We start from the raw sequence: 13868 nt of genomic DNA, 5'->3' as shown, positions 1-13868 counted from the left end.
TCAGTATATTTGTTGTGGGAATGAGAGCAATATTCCAAAACGTTTAAGTTAAAATTACACTATTGTCATTAGCTAAAGTTTTAAAAAGAGGAGGCATTAATAAAAATGGAGAAATCAATGCCATCAAATGCACCAAAAAAAACCGTAGAAATGAGCAATGATGAAATTGATGATCATATATATAACGCTATTGTTGATGCTATTTTAAATCGACAACTTGCCCCTGGCGCACGCTTAGTTGAAGCACCTTTGTGTGAAGCATTCGGTGTAACGCGAGGAGTGTTAAGACGTGTTTTTGTTAAACTTGCACATGATAAGGTCATCGAAATTCAGCCTAATCGTGGAGCACTCATCGCAAAACATAGTCCTCATGAAACAAAAGAGGTCTTTGAAGCACGTAGCATGCTTGAAATCGCTACTGTAAAAAAGCTAGCTCAGAAGTCACATAGCCTAGATTTTAGTGAGCTTCGAGGCTTAGTAGATCAAGAGTCTCATGAGCGTTTAGCTGGTAATTGGGCTGAGTGGATTAAGCTATCAGGACAATTTCATTTAAAGCTGATTGAAGCAAATCAGAATACGATCATGACTAATTATTTGCAGACACTTATTGCGAGAACTTCGTTATTAATAGGGTTATATGAAATTCCAAAACATAATAATTGTTCGGCAGATGAACACCGTGCAATTTTAGATGCAATTGAACAAGGCGATGAAAAACGAGCAACCCAATTGATGGAAGAACATTTAGAACACTACGCGACGATATTTGTTGAAGAAGACAGCACAGTATCAGCAGAGCAAAATTTATTAAATTTATTTAAAAATAAGAAAATTGAAACCATTCAAACTAACTAAAAAATAATGGGCCATTTCCTATGGAAAAGGCCCAGATGGTTATTTTATAGGAATGATTTGATGCGTTAAAAAATCAATAAATAGTTTTACTTTCTTCGACAAAATTTTACGATTTGGCCATGTAACATATAAGTGAAGCGGCTGACTGGTGTAGTCCTCCAAACATTTCTGTAATTTACCTTCTTTGTAGTAAGGCTCTGCAATAAACTCTGGAAGAAAGACGATACCGTGATCTTTCAAGCACATATCTAATAATAATTCACCATTATTACAGGTCATGACTGGGAAGCAATTAAAGGATACTTCTTTTTGATCTTTTTGGAAAATCAGTTTTTTATGTCGGCTATCTTGATAATAAATTAAAAATTTATGATCTTTAAGTTCTTCTAAAGAGGCTGGTAATCCATGCTGATTGAAATACTCAGGTGTTGCATATAAATATCGTTGGTAGGTATTTAATATTTTACTATTTGCCAAATTTGGAGGGGAGCCATCTACACGAATGGTTAAATCAAATTTATTATTATTCATGTCTAGTAGTTGATCAGTCATGAATAGATCAATTTTAATGCTGGGATATTTCTCAATAAAGTCTGAAATGATATTTTGAAGAAAAATATTGCTAAAAGACATTGGCGTATTGAGCTTGAGTTCACCTTCTGGGTACTGCTGGTTGTAGCTAATTTCGTAGGCAGCCCATTCAAACTCACTTAAAATGACTTTACTATGCTGATAAAACTTTTCTCCACAAGAGGTGAGGTTCATCTGTCTTGTGGTTCGGGTTAACAGTGTGGTTTTCAGGTCATTTTCGAGGTAGCAAACACGTTTGGCCACTAAGTCACGAGAGATGTCGAGTGCTCTGGCTGCGCTACTAAAATTCCCATGTTCTACGACACTTACAAAAGTGGAAATACAGTCTAATCGATCCATGGATAAGCAAAAGTTAAAAAAATATATATCAATGATTAAACTATAAAAATTAAAAAGCAATCATTGATTTTATTGTATTCGTACAGCATACAGATTCGTGTTGATTTGCTGTCTATGCTTTTACATTTTTATCTGTTTTGATAATGAGCAGTAAGCAATTTTAATGCATTACTCATAAGGAATAATGGAGTTTACCCATGAATAAGTCACTTTTAGAACAACTTTCACCAACGAATTGTCAGGTTATTTTTATTGATCATCAGCCACAAATGGCTTTTGGGGTACAATCAATAGACCGCCAAGTATTAAAGAATAATACTGTAGGCTTAGCAAAAGCAGCTAAAACATTCAATATTCCTGTCACCATTACCACAGTTGAAACTGAAAGCTTCTCTGGTCATACCTATCCAGAACTTTTAGATGTATTTCCAGATGCTCCATTACTAGAACGTACTTCAATGAATTCATGGGATGACCAAAAAGTACGTGATTCGCTTGCAAAAAATAATCGTAAAAAAGTAATCGTTTCAGGTTTGTGGACTGAAGTGTGTAATAACACCTTTGCTTTTGGTGCCATGCTTGAAGGCGATTATGAAATTTATATGGTTGCCGATGCTTCTGGTGGTACATCAAAAGAAGCACATGACTATGCCATGCAACGTATGATTCAAGCAGGTGTTGTTCCAGTAACTTGGCAACAAGTCTTACTCGAATGGCAACGTGATTGGGCACATCGTGATACGTATGATGCAGTTATGGCAATTGTACGCGAGCATTCTGGTGCTTACGGTATGGGTGTGGACTATGCCTATACGATGGTACATAAGGCGCCTGAACGTACAACATCAAAACACGAAGTACTTGCACCAGTTCCTGCAAAATAAGAAATAGTTGAGTTAAGGGTATTTCGATATTTAAGTTGATTTATTCGATTTTTGACTATATTTGATAAGTGGAAAAGCCATCTGCAACTGTTCGAGGCAGGACAAAATCTGAAAAGATTGTAATTGAACGAGTTTTGCAGATGGCAATGGTTTTGGTTACTTTTCCCGAAAGAAAAGTAACAGAATTAACTCCTCTTATTGGATGTAAAACGGTCAGACTCCGTCGTGTAAAATCAAAAAGAATAATGAAATATATATGTTGCTATACCTTTATTTTTTAGAACGATAATTCACAAGAATGGAGTTCAGAATGACCGAAATAAACCTCATACTCATAAACGGTAAAATCACAACACTAGATCCTCAGAACCCCGAAGTACAAGCAATTGCGATTGCAGACGGTAAAGTCGTACGCACAGGCACAAATGATGAGGTTATGAAGCTCGCAACATCTATAAGCAAAGTCGTAGACTTAAATGGTCGTCGCGTTATACCAGGTCTAAATGACAGTCATCTGCATATTATTCGTGGTGGCTTAAATTACAATATGGAACTGCGCTGGGAAGGTGTGCCATCCGTTGCTGATGCATTACGCTTACTTAAGGAGCAAGCAGACAATACGCCAGCTCCACAATGGGTTCGTGTCGTAGGCGGATGGACTGAGTTCCAGTTTGCCGAAAAGCGTTTACCGACTTTAGAAGAAATTAATAAAGCTGCGCCAGATACTCCTGTATTCGTTTTACATTTATATGCCAGTGCTTTGTTGAATCGAGCTGCGCTTGAGGTATTAGGCTTTAACAAAGACACGCCAGACCCACCGGGTGGCAAGATCGTACGAGATGAAAAGGGTGAGCCAACAGGTTTATTGCTGGCAACTCCATCCGCTATGATTTTGTATTCGACCTTAGGTAAAGCACCGAAATTGCCAGTTGAAGACCAAGTCAATTCAACTCGTCATTTCATGCGTGAGTTGAACCGATTAGGTATTACTTCAGCAATTGATGCAGGTGGCGGTGGTCAAAACTACCCTGAAGATTATGATGTCATTAAGCAATTGCATGATCAAAATCAGATGACAGTGCGAATTGCTTACAACTTATTTGCTCAGAAGGCAGGCCAAGAGCTTGATGATTATCGCCGTTGGACAGAAATGACATTTCCGGGTGATGGTGATGAGTTATTTAGAATGAATGGAGCAGGTGAGAACCTGACTTGGTCAGCGGGTGACTTCGAAGATTTCTATGAGCCACGTCCGGATTTACCAGAAAAAATGGAAGGCGAACTCGAAGCCATTGTAGAACACTTGGCTGAAAAGAAATGGCCATTCCGTATTCATGCAACCTATGATGAAAGTATTAATCGTTTGCTCAATGTCTTTGAGCGCGTCAATTCAAAACAGCCGTTTGCAACTCGATTTATTATTGACCATGCCGAAACTGTATCTGAGCGTAATATCGAACGTATTGGTGCGTTGGGTGGTGGTATTGCCATTCAACACCGTATGGCATATCAAGGTGAGATTTTCGTAAAACGCTATGGTGCCGAAGCTGCTCAGGCAACGCCACCAGTTAAGAAAATGTTAGAACTTGGTGTTCCTGTGGGGGCTGGGACAGATGCGACTCGTGTTGCCTCTTATAACCCTTGGGTGTGTTTGTATTGGCTAAGTACTGGTAAAACAGTCGGTGGTTTACCACTCTATGATGAAAAAAATCTGTTAGACCGTCAGACGGCACTTAAACTCTGGACTAAAGGTTCGGCTTGGTTCTCAGGTGAAAAAGATGTCAAAGGTTCACTCACAGCAGGTGAGCTTGCTGATCTGGTCGTATTGTCCGATGACTACTTCAAGGTTGAAGCAGAAGATATCCAGTGGATTGAGTCGGTACTTACTGTCTTAGGCGGAAAAGTGGTATATGCAGGTGCAGAGTTTAAGCAAGACGATCCACCGTTACCGCCAGCATCTCCAACATGGTCGCCAGTAAAACGCTTTGGCGGTCAGTGGCGTTTATCTGAAAATCGTAATGCTCCTTCGAATCAATCATTACAGTCACAAAGTGCATTGTGTGAATGTGCTAGCAGTTGTGGCATGCATGGGCATAGTCACTCCTGGATGCTTGATGTTCCTGTAAATGATAAAGACAAAAAGTCTTTCTGGGGTGCACTCGGGTGTTCTTGTTTTGCATTTTAAATGAAACAGTTTGGGAACCTGCCTCGTTAAATGGCTTGCTTCCCTAAGGTATGTACGATGAAAATGTACTTGTTATCTTTGGCTGTAGGGTTGCTCGTTGGTGTCTTATATTACGTTTTAAATGTTAAGTCACCAGCTCCACCTCTTGTTGCATTAGTCGGTTTATTAGGCATGGTAATAGGAGAGCAACTCCTTCCTTTTATCAAATCCTATTTTTAATCCGTTTCATTCAAAAAAGCTAAATGGTGTCGTGCCATTTAGCTTTTTATATTAATAAGTATCTTCAATTATTTTATACGACGACCTTGCTCATCAATGATTACTTCACCATCTTCTTTTGCAAAATAGCCTAAGTTTTTTGAATCTAAAATGTCCAGTACAATCTCAGAAGGGCGGCAAAGTCGTGTGCCTTTTGATGTAACCACAAATGGGCGATTAATTAAAATTGGGTACTGAACCATAAAATCAATTAACTGCTCATCGGTCCAATCGGCTTGTTCCAACTCTAAATCTTTATATGGATCAACATTTTTACGAATGGCTTCTCGTACAGTTAAGTTTGAATCTTTAATGAGTTGGATTAGCTCATCTTTACTTGGTGGTTTTTGCAAATATTCAATAACGATAGGTTCAAGTCCTGCACAACGAATAAGCGCCAAAGTATTGCGCGAGGTTCCGCAAGCAGGGTTATGGTAAATCTTCACTAGCTCAGTCATGGGAAATACAGGGTCAAATTAAGATATTGCATTTATATATGGATATCCGTATATTTGCAATAACGAATATATTCTGTTGAAGATATGATTAACCAAGTCGATTTCTTTAAATGTTTATCTGACCAAACTCGGTTAAATATTCTTAAATTAGTTCTAAACAAACAAAATATTTGTGTTTGTGAGCTAACAGAACAGCTTGAGTTGAGCCAACCCAAAATCTCCAGACACCTGGCCTTATTAAGAACTCATGGAGTATTACTGGATGAAAGAAAAGGACAGTGGGTCTATTACAGCTTAAATCCTGATTTGCCTCTATGGGCTTTAGATATTTTAAAGGTTATAGAAAATGACGCGAGTGAGACAAGAGTAAAGCAACAAGATAAGCCTTTCATCACTACAACGTGCTGTGATTAATCTTCCAAGATTTCTGTCTTAAAAATTCGGATTTTCTTAGCATAAGTACATTAGTCATTTGTGTATTGAGCAAAATTAATCAATTCTTTCTTCGAGTAGAACATGACCAAACAAGGGCTTTCCTTTTTAGATCGAAATCTGACGCTATGGATTTTTATTGCGATGGCTTTAGGCTTAGCGATTGGAGTTTTCTTTCCTCAAGCATCTGTGTCTTTAAATGAATTAAGCGTAGATAACGTTAATATTCCAATTGCGATTGGTTTAATTTTGATGATGTATCCACCTTTAGCAAAGGTTGATTACGCTGCGTTACCAGAAGTATTTAAAGATAAGAAAACCTTAACTTTATCGCTGGTACAGAACTGGATTATTGCTCCAGTATTAATGTTTATCCTTGCGATTATTTTCCTACATAGCTATCCAGAGTATATGACTGGCCTTATTTTGATTGGCTTGGCACGTTGTATTGCAATGGTATTGGTCTGGAATGGTTTGGCTTGTGGCGATAACCACTATGTCGCAGCGTTGGTTGCTTTTAACAGCATTTTCCAAATTCTGTTCTTTAGCACTTATGCATGGTTATTCTTAACCTTTTTGCCACCGTATTTTGGTGTGGCAGGGCAAGTCATCGATGTGAATTTTTGGACTATTACACATGCGGTTTTGGTGTACTTAGGTATTCCATTTTTAATGGGATTTTTAACTCGTTTGGTTTTAGTTAAATCAAAAGGGTTAGATTGGTATCAAACTAAATTTTTACCAAAAATCAGCCCGATTAGTTTAATTGCTTTACTTTTTACCATTGTGGCTATGTTTAGTCTAAAAGGTGGTGATGTGGTGAGCTTACCTTTAGATGTATTACGTATTGCGATTCCACTTACGATTTACTTTGTGGTGATGTTCTTCATTAGCTTCTTTATGAGTAAACGTATGGGGAATAACTACTCACGTACCACTGCCATTTCCTTTACCGCTGCGGGTAACAACTTTGAGCTCGCGTTAGCCGTTGCCATTGCAACATTTGGTTTAGCGTCACCTGTAGCATTTACCACAGTGATAGGACCATTGGTTGAAGTTCCGATTTTAATTTCACTCGTTTCAGTTTCTCTTTGGCTCAAGAAAAAGTATTTCTCACATGAATAGTCTTAACAATGATTTATCCAATGTGGCATTAAATCTTTTAGATAAGCCTACCTTTGAACAAGTGCAAGCACAGCAACTTGAACATCCACCACGCATTCTATTGCTATATGGTTCTAATCGTGAGCGTTCTTATAGCCGTTTTGCTGTGTTGACGGCTGGACGAATTCTTGAATATTTAGGTGCGGAGGTCAAAATTTTTCATCCTAAAGGTTTACCTTTACCAGAGGATGCAGAAACAGATCATCCGAAAGTGCAAGAGTTGCATGAGCTTTTGGCTTGGGCAGAAGGTATGGTGTGGTGTTCACCAGAACGTCATGGTGCAATGAGTTCGATTTTAAAAGCTCAGATTGATTGGATTCCCCTAGCTGGTGGAGCAATTCGTGCAACACAAGGTAAAACATTAGCTGTTATGCAGGTTAGTGGAGGTTCTCAATCTTTCAATGCTGTGAATCAAATGCGCATTTTAGGGCGCTGGATGCGTATGATTACGATCCCGAATCAGTCTTCGGTTGCTAAAGCTTTTTTAGAGTTTGAAGAAGATGGCAGTATGAAACCATCTTCTTACTATGACCGAATTGTCGATGTAATGGAGGAACTCTATAAGTTCACTTTATTAACACGTGGACAAAAACAATATCTGACAGATCGCTATTCGGAACGTAAAGAATCTGCAGAAGAATTATCTAAACGAATCAATCAAAAATAGTAGATTGATGATAATAAAAAGTGCTCACATTAGAGCACTTTTTATTGCCTAGATTTTGCACTCAGGCCATTGTGGGCAAAAGTTTTTGTAATAGTTCAATGAAATTTGAAACTTTGGCTGAATTTTCATTTTCACGTGTAATCAAATAAATAGGCGCATTCATTTTTATAGAGTCATCAAACTCGCGATATACAATTTCATGTTCCCAAAAGTTATGCATTGAGGCTGGCACAATCGTTATACCAATTCCAGCAGCGACTAAATTTAATGTTGCAGTAGGACGAGGTGCTTCCTGAATAATGCGTGGACTAAAGCCTGCTTGATAACAGCTATATAAAATATTGTCATATAAGCCTTGTCCTGAAGAACGACGGTATAAAACAAAATTTTCATCTGATAAGTCATTTGAGCTAATTTTTTCTTTTTGTGTAAGTGGGTGGCCCATAGGCAATGCCACTACCATTGGCTCATCTAATATATGAAGATGCTTTAGCCCAATATCACGGCTGATGGGCGCTCTTAAAAAAGCGATATCAAGTTTCTCTGAGATTAATCGATCTAATTGTTTTTGGCTGCCTGCTTCTTCAAGTTTGGTTAGTACCTTTGGATATATTTCTCGATATGACCGTAATACGAGTGAAATGAGCGGATGCAAACCTGCGGAACTTGTAAAACCAATATTGAGTTGTCCAGTTTTACCTTGACTAACATCTTGGACTAATTTTGGAATATGTTTGGCATGTTCTAATAAAAGTTGTGCTTCTTTAAATAAGGCTAAACCCGCTTCAGTCGGTTCAATGCCACGAGGCTGGCGAATAAGTAACTGTGTACCGAGTTCTTCTTCAAGCTTTTTGAGTAAACGCGTCAAAGGCGGCTGTTGAATAAATAATCGGTTTGCTGCATGCGTGATATTTTTTTCTTCTACCACCACCACAAAGGCATGAAGCTTATGTAAATCTAGCATAGGAATACCTTTAGGGTATGGTTAGTGAAAATAAAAGCATTTGTAGATATATCATAAAAGTAGCATTCTATCTTGGTCAGATAAAGTGAAAAGTAACGAAAATGAACCATGTTGAGATTGCTGTGCAGAAGGAGACCGTACCGACTTGCACAGAACTGTTTTTAGGTTTTTTAACATTAGGTTTAATCGGATTTGGTGGTGTATTACCTTTGGCTCGTAAAGTTGTTGTAGAGCAACGACAGTGGCTAAGTCCTGAAAAATTCACTGAGTTACTGGGTCTGTGTCAATTTTTACCGGGCGGCAATATCATTAATTTATCTGTTGCTATTGGCATGGAGTTTCGCGGTGTCCGTGGCGCGGTGAGTTCACTGATTGGGTTGATCCTTGCGCCTACGATAATTGTTGTACTTTTACATTATGTCTATGAGCAGTTCCAAGACAATTTAATGGTTAAGCATCTTTTTGAAGGGTTGGGAGCAGCAGCAGCAGGGCTTCTGGTGGCAACCGGCTTAAAAATGTTGAAACCATTATTACGTAACCCAATAGCGATGTGTGTTGTTGTGGCAGCAATTGTTAGCATTGCTTTTCTAAAAATCTCCTTGCTTTTGACCATGCTGATTTTGTTGGCACTTTATTCAACTATTATTTGGAGACGTGTGTAATGGGTGCAGTTCTACTTACTTTAGCCATCATTTTTACTCAATTGTCTCTTATTGCATTTGGTGGCGGCAATACAATTTTGCCTGAAATGCAACGTCAAGTCGTTGATATTCATCACTGGATGACAGCACAAGAATTTAGTGCATTATTCGCCATGGCTCAAGCTGCACCCGGTCCAAATATGATGATTGTACCGTTGGTGGGATGGCATGTAGCAGGGTTGTCAGGTCTACTTGTAACGTCTACCGCTAAATTTTTACCTTCATCTCTTATTACTGTATTTGTGATGAGAGGCTGGTCAAAATTTAAAGATAAAAAATGGAGACGTGTTTTACAGCTTGCTTTACAACCTGTCACTGTGGGAACTGTACTTGCCAGTGCTTGGATTATTTCTGAGGCAGCGGCAATAAATACGTTACTCATTATTATGGTAGTCATTGCGACTTTATTATCTTTAATTAAAAAGGTTCATCCTTTACATGTCTTGATTGCTGGGGCGGTATTTGGTGTGGTCTTACTCTAGTTGAACCAGTTTGCCGACCTGCGCTGGATGAGTTCAGGTTGGCTTTTTTTGATGAAGTAAATAACAATTAAATCTAAAAAACCGATTAAATCTATAAAAACATACTGTTTCACCTATTTTGTGTTTTAACGTACTATGCATCTATTGAAAGAATTTGGATGCATTGGAGTAAAAACAGATGTTAGATCAAAACATTAAAACTCAATTAAAAGCTTACTTAGAACGTTTAGAAAGTCCAATCGAATTAGTTGCTGCTTTAGATGAATCAGATAAAGCTGCTCAAATTAAAGAGTTAGTGACAGAAATCGCTGAGCTTTCTGACAAAGTGACTGCCCGTTTTGATGGCAACAATACACGTCGTCCAAGCTTTGGTGTGGCTAAAGCAGGTGAACAACCTCGTGTGTTCTTTGCAGGCTTACCAATGGGTCATGAGTTTACATCTTTGATCTTGGCATTGTTACAGGTGTCTGGTTATGCACCGAAGGTTTCTGATGAAGTGCTCAACCAGATTAAAGGTTTAAACCTCAAAGCTAACTTTGATGTGTTTGTATCGTTAAGCTGTCATAACTGTCCGGATGTGGTACAGGCGCTTAACCTGATCGCGATTTATAATCCGAACACAACAGCAACCATGATTGATGGTTCATTCTTCCAAGACGAAGTTGAACAACGCAAAATCATGGCTGTACCGATGGTGTTCCAAGACAATGAGCACATTGGCCAAGGTCGTATGACCCTTGAAGAGATTGTGGCAAAACTCGACACCAACTCAGCTGAAAAAGATGCAGCAGCACTCAATGCCAAAGATGCTTTTGATGTATTGGTGATTGGTGGTGGACCTGCGGGTGCAACAGCAGCAATCTATGCAGCACGTAAAGGTATTAACACTGGTATCGTGGCTGAACGCTTCGGTGGTCAGGTCATGGATACCATGGACATTGAAAACTTCACATCTGTGCAAAAGACTCAAGGTCCTAAGTTTGCTGCCGAAATGGAAGCACATGTTCGTGAATACGATGTTGATATCATGAACCTGCAACGTGTCAGCAAAATCACAGGTGCAAACCAAACGATCAATGGTCTAGTTGAAGTTGAACTTGAAAACGGTGCAAAACTTGAATCGAAAACTGTGATCCTTTCAACAGGTGCACGTTGGAGAGAAATGAATGTACCTGGTGAGCAAGAATACCGCACCCGTGGTGTTGCGTACTGTCCACACTGTGATGGTCCATTGTTCAAAGGTAAACGTGTAGCGGTGATTGGTGGTGGTAACTCAGGTGTTGAAGCTGCAATTGACCTTGCAGGGATTGTTGAGCATGTAACTTTGGTTGAGTTCGATACAAAACTACGTGCAGACCAAGTTTTGCAAAACAAACTGCATAGCTTGCCAAACACAACTGTGATTATGAATGCCTTAAGTACAGAAGTGTTAGGTGATGGCTCACAAGTGACTGGTCTTAAATATAAAGACCGTGCAACTGATGAAGAGCATGTGGTAGAGCTAGCAGGGATCTTTGTACAGATTGGTTTACTGCCAAATACTGACTTCTTAAAAGACAGTGAAGTTGAGTTAACCAACCGTGGCGAGATCATTGTGAATGACCGCAATGAAACTAATGTCAAAGGTGTATTTGCTGCGGGTGACTGTACAACCGTACCTTACAAGCAAATCATTATTGCTACAGGTGAAGGTGCTAAAGCATCGCTCTCTGCGTTTGATTACATCATCCGTTCTGGACAATAAAATTTAATTTCAAAACAAAAGAGCCAAAGGATAACCTTTGGCTCTTTTTTATTTTTATGGTTTATATAAACCGTGTTCGACCAAATGCTCTCGTAAAATACGACGTAGCTCTAGTACCGCTTGAGGTGTTAACTGAATAGAGTGTCCACCCGGAAGAACTTTCTCTGATTTTGCACCTTCTAGGTGAGCGCTCTTATAGGGAACGATACCGTCGGTAATAACATTTGGATCATCACTTTTGGTAATGTTACCCATAATAGAGTGGAAGACTAACCCTTGGTGTGGATTAATATTTTCTGTAAGTTCCATAAATTTAGATTGATGACTCAAATCACTTGGACCATTTTGAATCAAACCATTATCAATATTACTCAAGAAATCTTTAACATCTAAATTTTCAGTGGTGAGTGAAGTCGCTACAGCAGACAAAAATGCACCCGGTAAACGAATAATTTTACGTGCAGCTAACGTAAACCAACGATCGGCATAATCTGTACCTCGATGAGGAGAAGCTAAGAAAATTGCACGATCAAAATTATTGATTGAATGCATTTGCAATCGTTCAGTAACCATTGGATGTTTCTTGAAACGGTTTTGCTGACGAATCGTCATCAAATCTAAAGCAGGCTTGGTAATATCACCATCACTGACCAGTAAGCGGCTAATAATACCCCCCATACTATGGCCCACAAGAACAGCATCATGTGCAGCAGGGTCACTAGGGTTCAAAGAACCAAACGCTTGCTTAAGAAGGGCGTAAGTTTGGAAACGGCTTTCCAAAATCGGCATATTGGTTGAATAAAAAACTTGCCAAACCTGATAGTTATCTCTTAAAACCGTGTCACCCATAACATCATTGGTCAAAGCAATCCATGCCTCAGGGCTACTTGCTAGACCATGAACCAACACAATAATCTTCTTATTCGGGTTGTAGGGTTCAAGCATGTAGAGATGTGGCATGGTCAAGTGCTGGTCACGATCAATCAGGCTTAAATAAGCTGCCACTCCTAAGTTATTTTCTGCCAGCCATAGACCATAAGGTGCAGAGAAGTTGGCTGCTAGAGGATATTGCTTACCAGCGACATTAATATTATCGGTGCGATAAGGGTCGTAAACGCGAATCACGAATTCAGAATTATTAATAATTTCTTCAACAGTGGTCGCATGTTTTGGTTCAGCGACAATAGTTGCAGCCAAATAACGTGCATGATGGATATTGGGGTTAACACCATTTTTATAATTGTATTTAAGCGGGTCTAGAATATATTCATTAATATCTTCTTTTCCTGAACTAGGAAAAACCGCTACAAATTCAGAGCCAAAACCATCGCGGCGGTTAATGGTTCTTAACCCTGAAAAATTTAAATTATAACTAGAAATTAACTTTTCTAATTTTTGTCCAGCAAGTTGTTGGTGAAATTCAAAATCAATCGAATAGACACTTTTACCAATATGTATTTGAGGTTCTACGACATCTTTTTTTGGATAGCGTAAATCATAAACACTTACCATTTTTGCTATGGCTTGATTGTAAAAGTCCCGAATCTGAACTTGTCTATTATCAAAAATACGGTCGGTAGGCTTACGTTTTGTTGAAAATAGATAGGCGTAGCTATAACGAATACTTTTATCGAGTAAATTTAATTGTTGGTCTAAGCAATCATCATATTTATTCTGAATATTGGTTTGTTCTTCTTCAGATTTATGTTTAGTAAATCTACTAATTTTACAATCCGAGGAATCTGACAAGGCCATTGCTTTTGCCAGATACATTTCACTTGCAGCTGATAAAAACTGTTCATCTAAAATTTGAGGAAGTTTTTTGAGTTGATTTACACAGTTATCAGGGGTGTCAGTGCAAACTTTAGCTTCCTGACCAGACATGGATAAAACATTCAGACTTGCTTCGCTGAGTTTATCTTGCGTAAGAATACTATTACGTTCATTTGCAATAGTCACATTCAAAGCTTGCTGTTTAACATTAACGACCTGACAACCACTCAGAATTGAACCGAGTAGCATGACCGTCAATACTGTTTTGCTTCTTTTTATTGAAAACATTATGGTCAAAATTTAGTGGCTCAATGGTAGGTAGATCATACAAATTTTAAAATATTTTTCAAATGATCAAATAAAAAAAAGGG

The 13868-nt window shown here is 38.6% G+C and carries 14 protein-coding genes; 10 read left to right on the top strand and 4 right to left on the bottom strand.

Translation table 11 applies throughout. The features are described from left to right. Positions 1-105: 105 nt before the first annotated feature. Complete coding sequence (locus QLG01_RS15555) at positions 106-855, top strand: GntR family transcriptional regulator (RefSeq protein WP_282496878.1); 750 nt, start codon at positions 106-108, stop codon at positions 853-855. A 39-nt stretch (positions 856-894) separates the two neighbouring features. Here QLG01_RS15555 and QLG01_RS15550 read toward each other — a convergent pair whose 3' ends face one another. Further along, positions 895-1785 (bottom strand): LysR family transcriptional regulator, encoded by an 891-nt coding sequence (locus QLG01_RS15550; RefSeq protein WP_013198164.1) that lies wholly within the window; start codon positions 1783-1785, stop codon positions 895-897. 197 nt (positions 1786-1982) lie between these two features. Here QLG01_RS15550 and QLG01_RS15545 point away from each other — a divergent pair, with 197 nt between their 5' ends. From QLG01_RS15545 to QLG01_RS15535, 3 genes are all read left to right on the top strand, one after another. Continuing rightward, positions 1983-2669 (top strand): hydrolase, encoded by a 687-nt coding sequence (locus QLG01_RS15545; protein WP_001043290.1) that lies wholly within the window; start codon positions 1983-1985, stop codon positions 2667-2669. A 310-nt stretch (positions 2670-2979) separates the two neighbouring features. Then, the gene (locus tag QLG01_RS15540; protein WP_282496877.1) at positions 2980-4854 is read left to right on the top strand and encodes an amidohydrolase; all 1875 of its coding nucleotides are present in this window, start codon (positions 2980-2982) and stop codon (positions 4852-4854) included. Between the two features lie 57 nt (positions 4855-4911). Next, a complete protein-coding gene (locus tag QLG01_RS15535; RefSeq protein ID WP_000784879.1) occupies positions 4912-5073 on the top strand; it encodes a DUF1427 family protein in 162 nt (53 codons plus the stop codon). A 68-nt stretch (positions 5074-5141) separates the two neighbouring features. Here the strand turns inward: QLG01_RS15535 and arsC are convergent, their stop codons facing one another. Next, entirely contained in the window at positions 5142-5570 is a 429-nt protein-coding gene (gene arsC / locus QLG01_RS15530) for an arsenate reductase (glutaredoxin) (RefSeq protein WP_252059717.1), read from the bottom strand. Between the two features lie 84 nt (positions 5571-5654). Between arsC and QLG01_RS15525 the strand changes: the two genes are divergently transcribed. The 3 genes from QLG01_RS15525 (at position 5655) to arsH (ending at position 7833) form a co-directional block, all read left to right on the top strand. Next, positions 5655-5984, top strand: a complete 330-nt coding sequence (locus QLG01_RS15525; protein WP_005304448.1) for a metalloregulator ArsR/SmtB family transcription factor — start codon at positions 5655-5657, stop codon at positions 5982-5984. 102 nt (positions 5985-6086) lie between these two features. Next, positions 6087-7127, top strand: coding sequence for an ACR3 family arsenite efflux transporter (gene arsB / locus QLG01_RS15520; RefSeq protein WP_282496876.1), 1041 nt, complete (start codon positions 6087-6089; stop codon positions 7125-7127). Beyond that, entirely contained in the window at positions 7120-7833 is a 714-nt protein-coding gene (gene arsH, locus QLG01_RS15515) for an arsenical resistance protein ArsH (RefSeq protein WP_151827255.1), read from the top strand. The genes arsB and arsH overlap by 8 nt, the downstream gene beginning before the upstream one ends. Positions 7834-7894: 61 nt before the next feature. On the opposite strand, the gene QLG01_RS15510 is transcribed toward arsH, so the two are convergent. Continuing rightward, positions 7895-8797: a LysR family transcriptional regulator gene (locus QLG01_RS15510; RefSeq protein ID WP_005304457.1), complete on the bottom strand. Its 903-nt coding sequence runs from the start codon at positions 8795-8797 to the stop codon at positions 7895-7897. Positions 8798-8898: 101 nt separating this feature from the next. Here QLG01_RS15510 and QLG01_RS15505 point away from each other — a divergent pair, with 101 nt between their 5' ends. The 3 genes from QLG01_RS15505 (at position 8899) to ahpF (ending at position 11724) form a co-directional block, all read left to right on the top strand. Then, on the top strand, positions 8899-9459 hold the full coding sequence (locus QLG01_RS15505) for a chromate transporter (RefSeq protein WP_013198158.1): 561 nt from the start codon (positions 8899-8901) through the stop codon (positions 9457-9459). After that, entirely contained in the window at positions 9459-9980 is a 522-nt protein-coding gene (locus tag QLG01_RS15500; protein WP_000501457.1) for a chromate transporter, read from the top strand. The genes QLG01_RS15505 and QLG01_RS15500 overlap by 1 nt, the downstream gene beginning before the upstream one ends. Before the next feature lie 178 nt (positions 9981-10158). Continuing rightward, positions 10159-11724, top strand: a complete 1566-nt coding sequence (gene ahpF / locus QLG01_RS15495; RefSeq protein ID WP_013198477.1) for an alkyl hydroperoxide reductase subunit F — start codon at positions 10159-10161, stop codon at positions 11722-11724. A gap of 54 nt (positions 11725-11778) precedes the next feature. Here the strand turns inward: ahpF and QLG01_RS15490 are convergent, their stop codons facing one another. Then, on the bottom strand, positions 11779-13785 hold the full coding sequence (locus QLG01_RS15490; RefSeq protein WP_107880137.1) for an alpha/beta fold hydrolase: 2007 nt from the start codon (positions 13783-13785) through the stop codon (positions 11779-11781). Between the last annotated feature and the right edge of the window lie 83 nt (positions 13786-13868).

Origin of the sequence: Acinetobacter sp. V89_4, assembly GCF_029967875.1 — a bacterium.
Classification (GTDB): domain Bacteria; phylum Pseudomonadota; class Gammaproteobacteria; order Pseudomonadales; family Moraxellaceae; genus Acinetobacter; species Acinetobacter oleivorans.
The sequence above is the reverse complement of the archived record's forward strand: the minus strand, read 5'-3'. Positions and strand labels throughout refer to the sequence as shown.

Bases quoted from the DNA above. Each gene is read 5' to 3' on its own strand.
- QLG01_RS15555 (WP_282496878.1), top strand. From the start codon at position 106: ATGGAGAAATCAATGCCATCAAATGCACCAAAAAAAACCGTAGAAATG.
- QLG01_RS15550 (WP_013198164.1), bottom strand. From the start codon at position 1,785: ATGGATCGATTAGACTGTATTTCCACTTTTGTAAGTGTCGTAGAACAT.
- QLG01_RS15545 (WP_001043290.1), top strand. From the start codon at position 1,983: ATGAATAAGTCACTTTTAGAACAACTTTCACCAACGAATTGTCAGGTT.
- QLG01_RS15540 (WP_282496877.1), top strand. From the start codon at position 2,980: ATGACCGAAATAAACCTCATACTCATAAACGGTAAAATCACAACACTA.
- QLG01_RS15535 (WP_000784879.1), top strand. From the start codon at position 4,912: ATGAAAATGTACTTGTTATCTTTGGCTGTAGGGTTGCTCGTTGGTGTC.
- arsC (WP_252059717.1), bottom strand. From the start codon at position 5,570: ATGACTGAGCTAGTGAAGATTTACCATAACCCTGCTTGCGGAACCTCG.
- QLG01_RS15525 (WP_005304448.1), top strand. From the start codon at position 5,655: ATGATTAACCAAGTCGATTTCTTTAAATGTTTATCTGACCAAACTCGG.
- arsB (WP_282496876.1), top strand. From the start codon at position 6,087: ATGACCAAACAAGGGCTTTCCTTTTTAGATCGAAATCTGACGCTATGG.
- arsH (WP_151827255.1), top strand. From the start codon at position 7,120: ATGAATAGTCTTAACAATGATTTATCCAATGTGGCATTAAATCTTTTA.
- QLG01_RS15510 (WP_005304457.1), bottom strand. From the start codon at position 8,797: ATGCTAGATTTACATAAGCTTCATGCCTTTGTGGTGGTGGTAGAAGAA.
- QLG01_RS15505 (WP_013198158.1), top strand. From the start codon at position 8,899: ATGAACCATGTTGAGATTGCTGTGCAGAAGGAGACCGTACCGACTTGC.
- QLG01_RS15500 (WP_000501457.1), top strand. From the start codon at position 9,459: ATGGGTGCAGTTCTACTTACTTTAGCCATCATTTTTACTCAATTGTCT.
- ahpF (WP_013198477.1), top strand. From the start codon at position 10,159: ATGTTAGATCAAAACATTAAAACTCAATTAAAAGCTTACTTAGAACGT.
- QLG01_RS15490 (WP_107880137.1), bottom strand. From the start codon at position 13,785: ATGTTTTCAATAAAAAGAAGCAAAACAGTATTGACGGTCATGCTACTC.